Source organism: Streptomyces sp. NPDC043427, assembly GCF_056436655.1.
In genome coordinates this window covers 34,851-49,725 of sequence record NZ_JBWKCC010000004.1, presented here as the reverse complement: position 1 = coordinate 49,725, position 14,875 = coordinate 34,851, and the positions used below count along the sequence as shown (strand labels likewise).

13 protein-coding genes are annotated in these 14,875 nt (G+C 71.2%); 2 read left to right on the top strand and 11 right to left on the bottom strand.

The features are described 5' to 3' along the window. Window positions 1-70 precede the first annotated feature (70 nt). A complete protein-coding gene (locus AC067M_RS09815) occupies window positions 71-799 on the top strand; it encodes a PH domain-containing protein (RefSeq protein WP_478696487.1) in 729 nt (242 codons plus the stop codon). 178 nt (window positions 800-977) lie between these two features. Here the strand turns inward: AC067M_RS09815 and AC067M_RS09810 are convergent, their stop codons facing one another. From AC067M_RS09810 to AC067M_RS09780, 7 genes are all read right to left on the bottom strand, one after another. After that, complete coding sequence (locus AC067M_RS09810) at window positions 978-2,024, bottom strand: hypothetical protein (RefSeq protein ID WP_478696486.1); 1,047 nt, start codon at window positions 2,022-2,024, stop codon at window positions 978-980. A gap of 9 nt (window positions 2,025-2,033) precedes the next feature. Beyond that, window positions 2,034-3,251 (bottom strand): ABC transporter permease, encoded by a 1,218-nt coding sequence (locus AC067M_RS09805; RefSeq protein ID WP_478696485.1) that lies wholly within the window; start codon window positions 3,249-3,251, stop codon window positions 2,034-2,036. After that, on the bottom strand, window positions 3,248-3,997 hold the full coding sequence (locus AC067M_RS09800; protein WP_478696484.1) for an ABC transporter ATP-binding protein: 750 nt from the start codon (window positions 3,995-3,997) through the stop codon (window positions 3,248-3,250). Before AC067M_RS09800 ends, AC067M_RS09805 begins: the two co-directional genes overlap by 4 nt. Then, complete coding sequence (locus AC067M_RS09795; protein WP_478696483.1) at window positions 3,994-5,619, bottom strand: hypothetical protein; 1,626 nt, start codon at window positions 5,617-5,619, stop codon at window positions 3,994-3,996. The genes AC067M_RS09800 and AC067M_RS09795 overlap by 4 nt, the downstream gene beginning before the upstream one ends. Window positions 5,620-5,843: 224 nt before the next feature. Continuing rightward, a complete protein-coding gene (locus AC067M_RS09790) occupies window positions 5,844-6,341 on the bottom strand; it encodes a hypothetical protein (protein WP_478696482.1) in 498 nt (165 codons plus the stop codon). 327 nt (window positions 6,342-6,668) lie between these two features. Next, window positions 6,669-7,868, bottom strand: coding sequence for an LmeA family phospholipid-binding protein (locus tag AC067M_RS09785; RefSeq protein WP_478696481.1), 1,200 nt, complete (start codon window positions 7,866-7,868; stop codon window positions 6,669-6,671). A gap of 80 nt (window positions 7,869-7,948) precedes the next feature. Beyond that, a complete protein-coding gene (locus AC067M_RS09780) occupies window positions 7,949-9,766 on the bottom strand; it encodes a bifunctional metallophosphatase/5'-nucleotidase (RefSeq protein ID WP_478696480.1) in 1,818 nt (605 codons plus the stop codon). 253 nt (window positions 9,767-10,019) lie between these two features. On the opposite strand from AC067M_RS09780, the gene mshD reads away from it, so the two are divergent. Then, window positions 10,020-10,946 (top strand): mycothiol synthase, encoded by a 927-nt coding sequence (gene mshD / locus AC067M_RS09775; protein WP_478696479.1) that lies wholly within the window; start codon window positions 10,020-10,022, stop codon window positions 10,944-10,946. 36 nt (window positions 10,947-10,982) lie between these two features. On the opposite strand, the gene AC067M_RS09770 is transcribed toward mshD, so the two are convergent. The 4 genes from AC067M_RS09770 to AC067M_RS09755 form a co-directional block, all read right to left on the bottom strand. Further along, window positions 10,983-11,687, bottom strand: coding sequence for an ABC transporter (locus AC067M_RS09770; RefSeq protein WP_478696478.1), 705 nt, complete (start codon window positions 11,685-11,687; stop codon window positions 10,983-10,985). Continuing rightward, the gene (locus AC067M_RS09765; RefSeq protein ID WP_478696477.1) at window positions 11,680-13,215 is read right to left on the bottom strand and encodes an ABC transporter permease; all 1,536 of its coding nucleotides are present in this window, start codon (window positions 13,213-13,215) and stop codon (window positions 11,680-11,682) included. Before AC067M_RS09765 ends, AC067M_RS09770 begins: the two co-directional genes overlap by 8 nt. After that, complete coding sequence (locus AC067M_RS09760; RefSeq protein ID WP_478696476.1) at window positions 13,212-14,093, bottom strand: ABC transporter ATP-binding protein; 882 nt, start codon at window positions 14,091-14,093, stop codon at window positions 13,212-13,214. The genes AC067M_RS09765 and AC067M_RS09760 overlap by 4 nt, the downstream gene beginning before the upstream one ends. Window positions 14,094-14,169: 76 nt before the next feature. Beyond that, the coding region (locus tag AC067M_RS09755) for a zf-HC2 domain-containing protein (RefSeq protein ID WP_478696475.1) at window positions 14,170-14,875 on the bottom strand (706 nt) is incomplete at its 5' end.

The window sequence follows — 14,875 nt, the reverse complement described above, 5'->3', positions numbered from 1 at the left end:
TTCTCACCTGGGGCGCCTAGCATCTCCCCGGTCGCGCCTTCACCTGGAACCGCGCGCCCGGGGAGGTGCGGTGGGCGAGGTCGGTTTCCGACGGGAGTACGGCCGACGCAGACGGACATCGGGCCGCCCGCTCGGCTTCATCGTGATCTGTCTCGGGAATGCCCTGTTCCAGCTGACCCGCGACCACCACGTCATGCCGTGGTGGGGCAGAGCGGCCCCGACGGCGCTGGTGCTGACGGTCCTGGGCTGGGCCGCGCTGCTGCACTGGCGGGGCCGCACGGTCGCCGGCCCCGAGGGCATCACCGCGTACGGCCCCCTGCGGGTCCACCGATTCGCCTGGCCCGACGTCTACGACCTCCGCATCGAACCCGGCCCGGCCCAGCGCACCGACGGGCCCCGCTGGTTCGCCTACCTGTACTGCGAAGACGGCCGCCGCACCCGTCTCCCCTTCCTCGACGACTGGCAGTTGCCCGGCCTCTACGGCCTCCGCGCGGAGGTCGGCGCCCTGCGCGAGGCCGCCCACCTGCGGCGCGGGGCGGCCTGGGCGCGGCGGCCCGAGGTGGAGGAACGGATCCGCCGCCGCGCGGGACACCGCAAGGCGTGGCAGCGGGCGGTGACCGGTGCGGTGGTCGTGTTGCTGGTCATGCTGGTGGTGCTGTTCGCCGAGGCCCTCTCCGGCGCCGTCGTCCGCCCCGTCCTGCTCCTCGTATGCGTCCCGACAGCCTCCTTCACCCTCCTCGCAGCGTTGCTGCACTGGCGCTGGGAGTCGCAGGTACCGGATCACCTACGGAAACCCTGACCTCCCCCCGTCAGGTGTCCAGCAGGGCCCCCGGCAACGCGAACTTCCTGACCCGACTGTCATCGCAGGGCTGACGTGAGCCGCTGTATGCCGCTGTCCGGACGCGTCCGCCTTCAACGCCCGTGGCCGCGAGGCCGGTCGGGGAAAAGAAGGCGGGCGCGTTCCGGGGCGGGTCCGCTCAGCTGTCCAGCAGCGTTCCCGGCAGGTCGAAGCTCTTGGTGCGGCCCGTGGCGGGGTCCACGCGGGTCACCGTCTTCTCCGTGTAGAGGAGCCAGCCCGCGGAGGTGGAGGTGATGCCCAGGGAGGCTGCCGTGCCCTTGACCCGGGCTCGGTGGAGTTCCTTGCCGGTGGTGGTGTCGAGTTCGAGGATGTCCGTGTCCCCGCCCGTGGCCGTCGCGATCAGGAGTGACGAGCCGGTGGTTGACACCGCGTCGACTCGGCCGCCGGACACCGAGACCGTCGTTTCGGCGGCTGCGCGGGTGAGTGTGGCCTTCACCGTCCCGGACGTGCTCGATGAAGTGCCGCCCACGATGACCGGGTGACCGGCGGGGCAGGCGAGGTTCTCGACGTCCAGACCGCGCGGGACCGACACCGGGGTCACCTGGCCGGTGGTCAGGTCGGCGGCGAAGACCTTCGAGTCGTTGCCCAGGCAGATACGGTCCGCTGAAGGGTCCGATGCCGCGAGCCCGACGGTGCCGGGGATCTTCAGCTCGCGCTTGGTCGTCCAGTGGGTGGGGTCCTTGACCAGCACGGTGGACGCGGTGGCCTGTCGAGCCGACTTGGTGTCGGGCAGCCCGGCCACCTCGGCGACCAGGGTTTTGCCGGGCAGCAGGCGGCGCAGGCGCTCGTCGGCGCTGAGGCCGTCGAGGACATGGTCCTTGCGGGAGATCTCGTAGCGCCGGTCGGGCTTGTTGCCCTTGCGGGGCACGGTGAGCAGCCAGCGCCCGTCGGCGAGTTCGACGATCTGCGGGCTGACGGCGTCGTCGTCATCGGCCTGCTGCGGGACGACCGCGAGGCTCTCCGCCCGTGCCTTGTCCGGGTTGATCCCGACGACCGTGACCAGGCCGTCGACCTTGGCGAGCACGAAGGTCGTGGAGCCCTTCCAGTCCTTGCCCAGGTCGACACCGCCGGGGCCGGAGCAGGCGGTCGTCAGCACGGCCGTGGCGGCGAGTGAGGACAAGAGCGCGGGCACAAACAGGGAGCGGCGGGTCGTGAAACGTGCCATGGGGGTGGCTCACCAGTCTTTCATCGCATCTGTGGGGGACATCCTCGCGGCCCTGCGCGCCGGGGCCAGCGAACCCATCGCCACCACCAGCACCGTCAGTCCGAGAAGAAGCAGGAGAGTGCCCGCCGACGGCAGCAGCACCCAGCCCTTGACGTACGGCGCCAGGTCCGCGCTGCCGCGCAGCAGGGCCCCGGCACCCGAGCCGAGCACCGCGCCCAGCACGGTGCCGAGCAGCGCGGCCACGGCTCCGACCAGCGCCATCTCGGTGACGAGCATCGCCAGCACCGACCTCGTACGGAATCCGACCGCCTTGAGGATGCCGATCTCCTGCGCGCGCTGTCGCGACAGGGCGCCGGTCACGGTGATCGCACCGACGAACGCCAGCACACCGAGCACGCCGAGCAGCACCCGGCCGACCATTTTGATCATCTCCAGGACACCGGGCAGCGCGTTGAGCTGCTGCTGAAGGGTGACCGCCGGATAACCCAGCTTCTGCACGGCCTGCGTCACGTCCGGCACGTCCGCGGCCGTCTTCGCGACCACGGTCAGCTGGTCGTATCCGATGGTGGAGAGGTAGCTCTTCTCCGGCTCGCCGGACCGCTGGGCCGCCCACCTGACCACGGTGGAGTCGGCGGCGTAGGCGGCATCCGGGTTGTCCAGCTGCCAGGTCGGGTCGTACACCCCGACCAGGCGGGCGTGGCCACTGACTCCGGTCCCCTCGCCCTGCCGTACGTAGCGGGTGGTCTCGATGTCGATCTTCTGGCCGACCAGCTTGCTCAGGTCCACGCCCTGCGACGCGGCCGGCGCCACGATCTCGCCGGGCCTCAGCGGGAAGAGATCCTTGCGGATGGACTTCGTGACCGGCGGGGTGAGGGCCGGCCGGTACGTCGTCGCGTACAGCAGGACGGTGTCGCCCGCCTTGGTCAGCACCCCGAACGACACCTGCGCGCGGTGCTGCACCGACTCGACGTGCGGCAGTTTCGCGAGCCGGGCGGCCGTACGGTCCGTCAACTGTGGGGTGTCGGGGCGGGAGTCCGGACGGTCGACGGTGATGCTGCGGTTGGCGCTGCTCTCCGTGACGCCCGAGTCGGTGACGCCCTGGGCGCTGTCGGCGATGCCCAACGCGCCGAGACAGACGGCGGCGGCGACCGAGACCATGGTCACGAGGCCGATCAGGCGGCGGCGCAGGGCGCGGACGTTGGCCAGCGCCAGACTGAAGACGTTCATTCGGCGCTCTCCGTCCGCGTGGTCCGCGTGTTGGCCCTGGACCGCTCGCCCACGGGCTGGTCGGCCGCCACCTGCGTGAACGCACCGCCCTCCAGGCGGTGCACCACATCCGCGAAGTCCGACACCGCCGGGTTGTGGGTGACCAGGAGCACCGCCCGGCCCTCGTCCGCCAGTTCGCGGAACAGCCCGAGCAGCACGTCCTCACTCTCCGAGTCGAGATTCCCGGTCGGCTCGTCGGCCAGCACGGCGGTCGGGTCGTTGATCAGCGCCCGCGCCAGCGCCACCCGCTGCTGTTCACCGCCCGACAGCTCACTGGGCAGATGGTCGGCACGCTCCGCGAGCCCGACCCGCTCGAGCAACGTACGCGCGCGTGCCTCGCCCTCGGCGCGGCGGCCGACGTACGGCAGGACGACATTGCGCAGTGCCGAGTGCTGCGGCAGCAGGTTGTACGACTGGAAGACGAACCCGAGCCGACCGCGGCGCAGATCCGCCAACGCGCCGTCGCCGAGGCCGGAGACGTCCGTGTCCTCCACGAACACCCGGCCGCTGTCCGGCGGGGTCAGCAGCCCGAGGATGTGCAGGAGCGTGGTCTTCCCGGAGCCCGAGTGGCCGACCAGGGCCGTGACCTCGCCGCCTCTCACGGCTAGGTCGACTCCGCGCAGGACGTCGACCCTCCTTCCGCGCAGGGTGTAGGACTTGCCCACGCCCTCGGCCCGCAGCAGTGCGTTCACCGGACTCTCGCTCACTTTCCGTTCTCCGTGGCCGGCAGCCAGCCCATGGCGCCGTGCAGTTGCCGGTCCAGGGTCCACACACCCCAGGTGGTCTTCAGATCGCAGGCGGGGTCCCCGCCGCCGACCTGGTACAGGCCGGGCAGTCCGGGACAGCCCTTGTACGGCGTGACACCGCGCGCCAGGGCCTCGCGCAGCGGTGCGTCCATCGCGCCGCCGACCAGCAAGTAGGCCCGTACGACGAGGGCGTAGGTGTAGACGGAGGTGAACCGGACCGGATTTCGCGCCCAGTGTTCCAGGGCGTCGGCGGTGATCCAGGACGGGATGTCGTCCCGCTGTCCGAGGTCGGCGAGGCCGACGGCGACCGTGGCCGCCGCGACCACCCGCTCCGGGGTGTCCGTCTTCCAGGTGCCGATCTTCGGTACGGGCGTCGAGGCCCCGGCGTCGGCGCAGTTGAGGGTGGTGCGCTGCCACTGGGTGGCGTTCTGCTCGGTCACGGTGGTGGGCAGCACCTGCGGGTCGGCGCACAGCTGCCTTGCCTGCTCGCCGGCGCCACCGCCCGCGGTGACCTTCAGCAGGGCGGCCCGGCTCAGTCGCTCGGCACCTTCCTGGCTGGCGTCGTCGGACTTCTCCTCGCGATCGAGGGCCGCCAGCAGGCCTGGGTCCTTCCTCGACCAGCCGGCCAGCACGCGCAGGCGTTGTACGAAGAGGGAGGCGTCCGGGTTGCCGATGTAGGCGTCGGGGTCGCGTACCGTCCCGTCGTCGAGCCGTTCGCCGTCGAGCCGCTTCAGCACCGGCGCGAACACGGCCTTGGGTGAACCGGCCGCCTTGAGCACGTGGACCAGTTCGTAGAGCTGCTCGTACGTCAGCGTCGTGGCACCGTCCCTGAGCACCGGCTCCCAGACCTCGCGGTTCACGACGGGCCGCTTCCCCGCGGCCTGCTGGATCAGCGTGTAGCTGTAGGTGTCGTCGAGCCGGGTCGCCCGGGCGTCCGGCGTGAGGTCGGCGAAGTCGTCCGTACGCGGCGCGGCGATCCGGGTGAGGGTGGCGGGGACTGGCTCCTTCAGCAGGTACAACGAGCGGGCCAGGGCGCTGCTCTCGTCGAGCGGCCGGGGCTTCCCGACCTGCTGCGTGGACTGCGTGGGTTTCGTGGGCTGCGTCAGCTTCGTCAGCGAACGCAGCCAGGAGACGGTGGCGGAACGGTCCGACGCCGGGAGGCCGTCCAGGCACCCGAGTGCGTCGAGCACTTCGAGGGCGGCCCAGGTGGCACCGAGGCGTGCCGCGTCGCTGTCGTCGCCGAGGGCCGAGTCGACGTACCAGCCGCCCTTGGCCCGGAGCTTGTTCACGGCCGCGGCATCGCTCGCGCCCAGCGCGGTACCGGCACCGGCCTGCCGCAGCGGGATCAGCCAGTCGCGGCCCCAGAGCGGGGAAGCCTCGAGCGCCTCCCGGCGCAGCGACTCGACCTCCGCCCTCGCCGCGCTCGTCTTCGGATCGCGGCCCAGCTCGGAAAGCGTCCGCAGCGCATAGGACTGCGCCTCCGGGGCGGCCGGCTGGTTCCGCAGGAACGGGTGGTAGTAGTAGCCGTTCTGTTTACTGACCAGGAGGTCGAATTGCCGGGCAGCGGCGGATTCACGCTGCACGGAATCAGAAGAGCCAGAAGTGGATGTGCATGCCGTGACGAGAACGGCGCACATGACCGCCCCTGCCAAGCGGGACGCCGGCTTTCCGCCGCGCGTCACCGAACCGAATTTCACCGAACGCCCCCGTGCGTCGTCCCGCAATTCATCGAGCGGCCATGTTGGACCGCAGCGAAAAGTGCCACACCGCCGGGCCCTGACGGTGTGACACCCTCACTGGTGGAAGATCAGGCAGCGCCCGCGTAGGCGCACTTCTCGCTGACCTTGATCGAGCTGGTCACCTGAGCCGAGCCGCAGCTCTTGGTCGAGACGTACGTGGTGGTGCCGCCCGGCTTCATCTGGCCGTAGGTGTCGGAGATGTTGGCGTTGGTGTTCTTCCAGCGCACCTCCCCCAGGGACCGGCTCTTCATCGTGAGCGTGGCCTCGGGGTTCTTGGAGATCTTGATGGAGACGCTGATGCCGTGAGCGGCCAGTTCCGTGCGGTTCTGGATCCACTTGGCCTTGCGGGGGTTGGTCCCGGACAGCTTGGTCGACGCCTTCCAGTCACACGCGCTGACGTAGAAGCCGCAGTGCCAGGCGTTGATCGTGACCTTGTCGCCGCCCGGGAGGCCCACCGAGGTGGACGCCGAGGTGGCGTGGGCCGGCGCGGCCGTCAGGACGAGGGCCCCGGCCGCGAACGCGGCGGCCGCCCCCGACATCAGGCGCATGCGTATACCCGTTTTCATTTGTATCTCCCCGTGAGACGAACGAGACGGCGACCGGTCTGTCAGCCGTCACGTACGGCGCCCGAGTCACCGGGCGCCGTTGCAGGGGTTATTGAAATCACAAAGATCCAGCCACGCAAGGACCTTGATCATCCGGCCGAGTGCTCCAGATCACAGAAAAGAGAGGAACCGTGAGCAGATTTTTCACCTCTCGGACCCCGCTTTTCCATGGACCTGTGTGGAATAACTCAAAAACTGGTCTTCGTCGCACCACGAAAAGGTAAATCCAGCCACAACTCCTTCACGACGACATGGGGATCTTTTGACCAGAACACGCCAGTCGCGCCCTTACTGACCGAACGCCAGGCCCCGCCCCGCCACACGCACCCTGATCCCGTCCTTCTCCACCCGTACGTCCCGCAGCCGCAGCTCACCCTGGGGCAGTTCCGGCAGCCGGAAGGCGAGAGAGAGCCGGTCGGTGAGGACCGGGCGGGTGAGGCCGGAGAGGGCGTCGAGGAGGGCCGGGTCGAAGCCCAGGCGGTCCAGCACTTCGGGGTGGGCGAGGGCCAGGTCGAGGAGGTTGACCCGCATGGCCTGATGGACGAAGCGCGGATTGCCGGTCAGCGCGGCGAGCCGGTCGTCGTTGTCCAGCGCCTCGCGAACGGTCGCGTCGGGCACGCCCATACGCTCCACGACCGACGGCACCGCGAGCAGCGCCCGCACCTTGCGGGTCTCACGGGCGAGGTCGGCGGCCGACTTCGGCGTCAGGTGCAGGCCCTCCGAGGGGCGGGAGCCGGGCCGGTACGTCGCCAGGTCCCCGATGTCCAGGCGCATTCCACCGATCTCCGTGGCGATGCCCTGATCGCCGTTGCGCTGCACGCGGACGTCGGCCCGCAGCCGCAGATCGTGCCCGGCGACCGGCAGGGTGCCACGGGCCGAGACGCGGTCGCGGCCCGCGCCGGTGAACGTCACCTGGGACGCGCCGAGTTCGCGGTTCATGTCGGCGAAGGACAGCAGGACGTCGCCGTGCAGCTCGGGAACACGGGCCCCGCGCACCGATGTCGGCCCGTCACCGTCGAGCCGTACGTCACGGGCGGACGCCGACACCGCGGCCAGCGTGACCCGGTCGGCTGCCACGTCCGGGACGGTCACCTTCACCGAGTCCAGGCGTCCGCCGACGAGTTGGGGCAGGAAGGGGAAGCCGCCGATCTCCACCTCGGGTGCCGCGGTGAGCTTCAGGCGGTCCTTGAGGGAGTCCCCCGCCTTGTGTTCGGCGTAGAGAAGGGCCCAGCGGTCCGCAAGGGTGAGAAAGGCGGCGACGACCGCCAGCGCGACGACCGTCTTCAGCACGAACGGCAGACCTGCGAAGCGGCCCCGCCGACGACGCCGACGACTGCGGCCGTGATGCGGCGGGGCCCAGGGTTCGGGCTCCGGCTCGGGCCCGGCCTCGGGATAGAGCTCGGGCCCGGGCTCGGGGTAGAGCTCAGGCCCGGGCTCCTCATAGGAGTTCGGGTAGGGATGCGTTGAGGTGTGGTGGGGGGAACGCATCGATCCATCCGACCATGCACATGCCCCCCACCCGCAACTTCTACTCCGGTTATGCGACCCAGCTCACGATCTGCTGAACGCTACTGAACGACCGTGATCCGGTTCGTCGCCGGCGGCGCGATCGGCGCGGACGCCGAGGAGTTGCCCGTCAGGTACTGCTCCAGAGCGGTCAGGTCGTCGGCGCCGACGAGGTCGTTCGTGCCCTGGCCCAGCGTGGTGAAGCCGTCGCCGCCGCCCGCGAGGAAGCTGTTCGTGGCGACGCGGTAGGTGGCGGCCGGGTCCACCGCCGTGCCGTTGACCTTGATGGAGTCCGTGACGACCCGGTCCGCGCCGGTCTTCGTCAGGTCCAGCGTGTACGTCAGGTTGGCCGACGGCTGGAGGATCTTCGGCGAGGCCGCGTTCGAGCCGCTCACCTGCTCCTTGAGCACCTGGATCAGCTGGGCGCCGGTGAAGTTCTGCAGGTTCACGGTGTTGGAGAACGGCTGCACGGTGAAGCCCTCGGCGTACGTCACCACCCCGTCGCCCTCGCTGCCCTTGGCCGCGTAGGTGAGGCCCGCCCGGACTCCGCCCGGGTTCATCAGCGCGAGGTCCGTCTCCGCGTCGAGCTTCTTGCCGTACCAGAGCTGCGCGTCCGCGATCAGGTCACCCATCGGGGACTCCGTGCCCGTGTTGGGGACGTCGGCGGAGACGTAACCGATGGCGCGGTTGCCTATCGGGGCCGCCAGGGTGTTCCACTTGCTGATCAGCTCGGTCATGTCCGGCGCCTTGGCGACGGTCCGGGTGACCACGTGGTTCGCCGACTTCACCGCCGTACGGGCGATGTCCCCCGTCCAACGGTCGTACGTCAGCGTGGTGTCCGTGTAGAGGCGGCCGAACGACGCGGCCGAGGTGACCGTGCGCGGCTTACCCGACGGGTCGTTGATGGTGCACGCGTACGCGGCGTGCGTGTGACCCGTGACGAGGGCGTCGACCTTCGGCGTGATGTTCTTGGCGATGTCGACGATCGGGCCGGAGATGCCGTCGCCGCCACCGGGCGAGTCACAGTCGTAGTTGTACGACGTAGACGCCGGGAGCCCGCCCTCGTGGATCAGGGCCACGACCGACTTCACGCCCTGGCGCTCCAGCTCCTTGGCGTACTTGTTGATCGTCTCGACCTCGTCCTTGAACTTGAGGCCCTTGACGCCCTCGGCGGAGACGACGCCCGGGGTGTCCTCCAGCGTCACGCCGATGAAGCCGATCTTGACGCCGTTCTTCTTCCACACCCAGTAGGGCTTGAGGATCGGCTTGCCGGTCTTCTCGTTCAGGACGTTGGCCGCCAGGTACGGGAAGTCGGCGCCCCCGAACTCCTCGTTCGTGTAGCAGCCGGCCGTCGGGTGACAGCCGCCGTTCTGCAGACGGCCCAGCTCCTTGGCGCCCTCGTCGAACTCGTGGTTGCCGACGGACGTGACGTCCAGGTCCAGCTTGTTCAGCGCCTCGATGGTCGGCTCGTCGTGGAACAGACCCGAGATCAGCGGGGACGCGCCCACCATGTCGCCGCCCGCGGCGGTGACGGAGTACTTGTTGCCCTTGCGCGCCTCGCGCAGGTGCGTCGCCAGGTACTCCACGCCACCCGCGTCGATCGTCTTCGTCGTGCCGTCCGCCTGCAGTTCGGTGACCCGGCCGGACGAACCGGACGGCGGCTCCAGGTTGCCGTGCAGGTCGTTGAAGGACAGCAGTTGTACGTCCTGGTAGCGGCTCGGCAGGTAGCCGTGGCCGCCGGGCTTGTGGCTCTCGCCGGCGGACGCGGTCGCGGGCAGCGCGGCGGCGAGCGCGCCGGCGGTGGTGAGTGCGGCGGCGGCCGCGGCGATCCGGTACATACGGCGTCTGCGGGTCGGGTGCTGCTGGGTCGTGGCTGGCATTCGCCCCCCTGTGGCTTGCTTGAGGTGGTTGGCCCCGTCCGGCGCAGCCTAGGGTCAACGCGCGTAGCGCGACAGGGGGTTCATGGTTACATCCTGGTTTCCCTTTGCCCTGCTCTTTGCCTCCTTCTCGGCCCCCCGCTCGGTCTCCCTCCTGGCCTACGGCTCGGCCCTCACCTCGGCCTTCCCCTCGGACTTCCTCTTCGGCTTCCCCCGTGCCGCCACTTTGCCCGGCCCTCCCTTTACCCTCATACGCATGACCAGCGACGACACCGTACGGCCCTACGGCTCCCGCTCCATCGAGACCTACTCCGCGCTCTCCCCGGACCAGACCGAGGCCGTCCTCGCCCTGCTCGCCGACGCCGCCCGCAACGACGGCCAGCAGGCGGTGTCCGAGCAGGGGCGGCTCCAGCTGCGCGGCCGCGAACGCGAGGGCGTCGCCCATCTGCTGCTGAGCGTCGGCGACGAACTCGTCGGCTATGCGCAGCTCGAGGACACCGACCCGGTCGAGGCACCGGCCGCCGAACTGGTCGTGCACCCCTCCCACCGCGGTCACGGCCACGGCCGGGCGCTCGGCTCCGCCCTTCTCGCCGCCTCCGGCAAGCGGCTGCGGGTGTGGGCCCACGGCGGCCACTCCGCCGCCCGCCACCTCGCCCAGGTCCTCGGGCTCACCCTCTTCCGGGAACTGCGTCAGATGCGGCGGCCGTTGGCCGACCTCGACCTGCCCGACCCGGTCCTCCCCGAGGGCGTGACCGTCCGCGCCTTCGTCCCCGGCGCCGACGACGCGGCCTGGCTCGCCGTCAACGCCGCCGCCTTCGCCCACCACCCGGAACAGGGCTCCCTCACCCAGCGCGACCTCGACGACCGCAAGGCCGAGCCCTGGTTCGACCCGGCCGGCTTCTTCCTCGCCTTCCGCGGGGACCGGCTCGTCGGCTTCCACTGGACCAAGGTCCACGCCGAGCAACAGCTCGGTGAGGTCTACGTCCTCGGTGTCGCCCCCGGCGCCCAGGGCGGCGGCCTCGGCAAGTCCCTCACCACGATCGGCCTTCGGCATCTCGCGGCACAGGGGTTGCCGACGGCGATGCTGTACGTCGACGCGGACAACAAGGCAGCGGTGTCGGTGTACGAGCGGCTGGGGTTCGTGACGCACGAGGTGGATCTGATGTACAGGACAGAGACGTGAGGCGAGGTGAGGAAGGGGGCCTGAACGGCCTCGCCCTCAAACGCCGGACGGACTGAGACGTATCGACCGGCGCCTCAACGGTTCCGGCAGGCATATCGCCCACATCACCGCCGCCACCCCCAGCAGCACCGCCCACCGCACGTGCGCCGGGCCCCACTGCTGCGTGCCCTCGGCCACGAGGAGGCCCCACTTGTCGGGGACGAGGCCCGCGGTGAGGGTCGCGATCCCCAGCCAGAAGGCCGCGGCCCGGCCGGGTTCCGTCTCCGTCGTGAAGCGGATGACGGTGGCAGGAAGGACGAGGGCGCAGGCGGCCAGAGCCAGGGCCTCCAGGGTGAGGAAGGCGGCGGGTGGGCGGGACGTCGCCGGTATGAGGAACAGGGCCGCCGTCCACCAGACCGCCGCGAGCGGCGCGACGAGCGCCAGGCGCAGGCCCGCACGGACCGGGCGACGCACCGGGACACCCGTGGTGGTGTGCCGTGCAGGATCGTCGAGGAGGAAGGCCAGGCCGAGCGCGCCGAGCAGGGCCACGATGCGCAGCACGGCGAGGCCGGTCCCGGGGCTCGGCGGCCGGTCCGGCAGTCTGGTGCTCCCGGCGAGCAGCAGTCCGAGCGCGCCTGCCACCGCGAGCGCCCGCCAGGGCAGGGCACGGCACACCGGGGGCACGAGGGCCCGCAGCAGCACACGCAGCTCCGGCGCTCCCCCTTCCGTCTGTCCAGTACGGTCGCCCGCCTCACTACTCACAGTTGTCCGCCCCCTTCGGTGCCTCGACCCCGAGCAGCTTCGCCGCCTGGGCCGTCGTCGTCTTCGGTGAGGTCAGTTCCGTCCAGTGGGCCTTGAAGCGGGCCTCCACCTCGGCGCGCGGCCGGTCGAGCAACGCGCGGAAGACCGAGGTCTGTTGGGTGGTCATCGTCAGCGGTTCCGTGGGGGCCAGGATCACCGCCGAACCGTCGGTGGAGTCGTCGAGCCGGACATTGCGGAAGGAGTCCAGCGGGTGGGGGACGGTGCCGACGGCCAGCCACATGACGGTGATCGTGCGGGCGTCGCACATGGTCCCGGCCTCGTCCTCCGTGCCGGCGACCAGAACCGAGGCGACCGCGACGGCGAACTCGGGGACGCGGTTGCCGCCCCAGCGGGTGCCGGCCGTGACCTGGCCTGGAGTGCGGGACGGATTGAGGTAGGCATCGGCTTCCAGACCCCCGCTGGTGTCGATGCGCTGGCGCACCGTAAGCGGGGTGTCCCGGGCCTGGTCCCCGGCCGCCGCCCGGACGCGGGCGGCCACCTCGGCCCACTCGCCCCGCACCCCGTTCCACTCGGGGAACGAGCAGTACGTCGAGCCGGCGTACGTGGCGCACGACTGGACCTTCTCCGGTGTCTTGTACGCCGTCTCCCGCGCCTTCTCCAGGGCCGGCACGTCGCCTGAGACCTGACCGATCGCGCCCACCGCGGTCACCGCGACGGCGATCGCGGTCACCGCCTTGATGACACGGGTGCGGCCGCCGGAGACCAGGACCGCCACACAGGCCAGCAGGACGCACAGGCCCGTCACGTACAGCGCGTGCCAGTCGGCCGGGCGGCCCAGCAGGTCGGCGGGGACCGGGTCGCCGCCGCTGTCCTGGAAGATGAGCGGCGACAGCCAGCCGATGCGGTGGCCCTCCGCCTCGATCCCGGAGGCCAAAATGAGGGCCAGGTAGCCGACGATCGCGAACATCATCGGGACGAACGTCGACGGCAGCAGGCGAGCCAGCAGGACGCCGAGGACCCCGGCGAGCAGGACGGCCAGCGGGCCCACGGCCAGCTCACCGAACGAGCCGTGACCGATCGCGCCCGGCTTCAGCGCCTCCCAGGCGAACTCGACCGCCACGACGAGGGCGGTCAGGGCGGCGTACGGCACCGCCGACAGCATGTGGGCGAGGGTGCGCCGCCACGGCTCCATGGGGTGGACCTCGAACTGCGCCGCGGTGTGGTGCTTGCGGGAGCGCAGCGCGGCCGAGTTGACGCAGATGAGCAGGGCGAGGGCCGGGAAGAGGGGTGCTGCCTGGGTGGCACGGTCGACCTGGTTGAGGATCGGGTAGTCGTCGGTCCCGCCCGATTGGGTCAGCAAGCGGGCGCCCGCGTAGACGACGTAGAGGCCGAAGACGGCCAGGATCGGGACCTGGAGCAGGAGTTCGCGGGCCTCGAAGCGGGCGAGGTCGAGGACGGCCGCCGTGCGGCGGGGCTCGGGTGCGGGCTCGGTCACCGCGGGGGTGGGTCGAGTGATCGTGGTGCTCACGTCGTCACCTGCGTGTTCTCACCGTCGAGGGCGAGCAGGTAGCCGTCCTCCAGGGTGGGTTCGAGCAGGTCGGCGCCGGCCGGCGGGTCGCCGACGTTGCGGAAGGTGCCGGTGCCGGTGCGCCAGCCGGCCAGTGCGCCCGGGTCGCGTTGGGCGCTGGCCCAGACCCGGCCGGCCGCGCGGGCGGTCAGTTCGGCCGGGGTGCCGTCGAAGCGGACGCGGCCCTGGGTCAGGACGACGACACGGTGGCAGAGCATCGCCACGTCCTCCGTCTGGTGGGTGGAGAGCAGGACCGTGCGGCCCTCGCCCGCTTGGGCGACCAGCTCGCGGAAGCGCATGCGCTGTTCCGGGTCGAGACCGACGGTCGGCTCGTCGAGGACGAGGAACTCCGGGTCGCCGACGAGGGAGGCGGCCAGGGCGACACGCTGCCGCATTCCGCCGGAGAGCCGCTTGATGCGCTTGCCGCGCACGTCCTGGAGGTCGACGGCCTCCAGCACCCGCCGTACCTCGCGGTGGCGGGCCGCGCGGTCCGTCAGTTCCTTGAGGATCGCCACGTAGTCGACGAAGTCGAAGGTGGTGAAGTCCGGGTGGAAGCCGGGGGTCTGGGGCAGGTAGCCGAGGGTGCGGCGGGCGGCCAGGCGGCCCTTCGTCCTGCTCGGGTCGTGGCCCAGGACCGTGAACGCGCCGCCGTCGGGAGGTACGGCCGTGGCGAGCACCCGGAGCAGGCTGGTCTTGCCGGCGCCGTTGGGACCGAGGAGCCCGGTCACGCCGCGGGTCAGCTCCAGTGAGACGTCGTCGAGGGCGCGTGTGCCGCCGTAGCGGAGGCTCAGGCCGGTGGCCGTGACGGTGGTGGGACCGGTGAGAGGGCCGGTGGTCATGCGGGGCTCCTGAAAGTGCGGTGGGCGGCCGGGGTCGGGGTGTGTCCGGCGCACCGGACAGCCCCTGGGGGCGTGTTCACGCGGCACCCCCGCCCGCGAAGCCGCCGGTGGGGCGGGCGTCGAACCGGTCGCGGACCTGGAAGAGCAGCAGGGCGGCGAGGACCGCGAGCGCCGCGGCGGCGGACTGCCCGGCCGTGGTGAAGGGCACGAGCGTGCCGTGGGTGTGCTGCTTCGCCACCACCAGCAGCGTCAGCCACGCGCCGCCGACCAGGGCGGGCGCGAGGACCGGGCCCAGCCGGGGCATCAGCGCCAGGCCCGTCGCCGTGAGGGCGAGAGCGGGCAGGAGCCAGGCCAGGGCCAGCAGTCCGTACTCCGGCAGGGCCAGGGTCGCCAGGCCGTTCAGCGCGAGGCCGGCGGTCAGCACGGCGACCGTGCGGACCATCAGCAGCCGGAACCCGTGCATCGGGGCGACGACGGCGAGTTCGTAGGACGGGTCGAGCCCGGGGCCGTACGACAGTGCCACTCCCGCGAGCGGCAGCAGCGGGGCGAGCGCGAGGAACAGGGCGGGTTCGTCGACGACATACACGGCCAGCACGGTGAGGCCGAGGACGAACGCCACCGCCAGCAGCCAGGAGCGGCGCAGCACCGGCGTCGCGGTCAGCAGCCGCGCGGTGTGGCCGGCCACACCGAGCCGCACCAGCAGCCCCTCCAGCAGTCCAGACCCCAGCGCATCCAGCCCGGCGCCTCGGCTCTCCCCACCGTCGTCGAGTCTAGGGGGATGG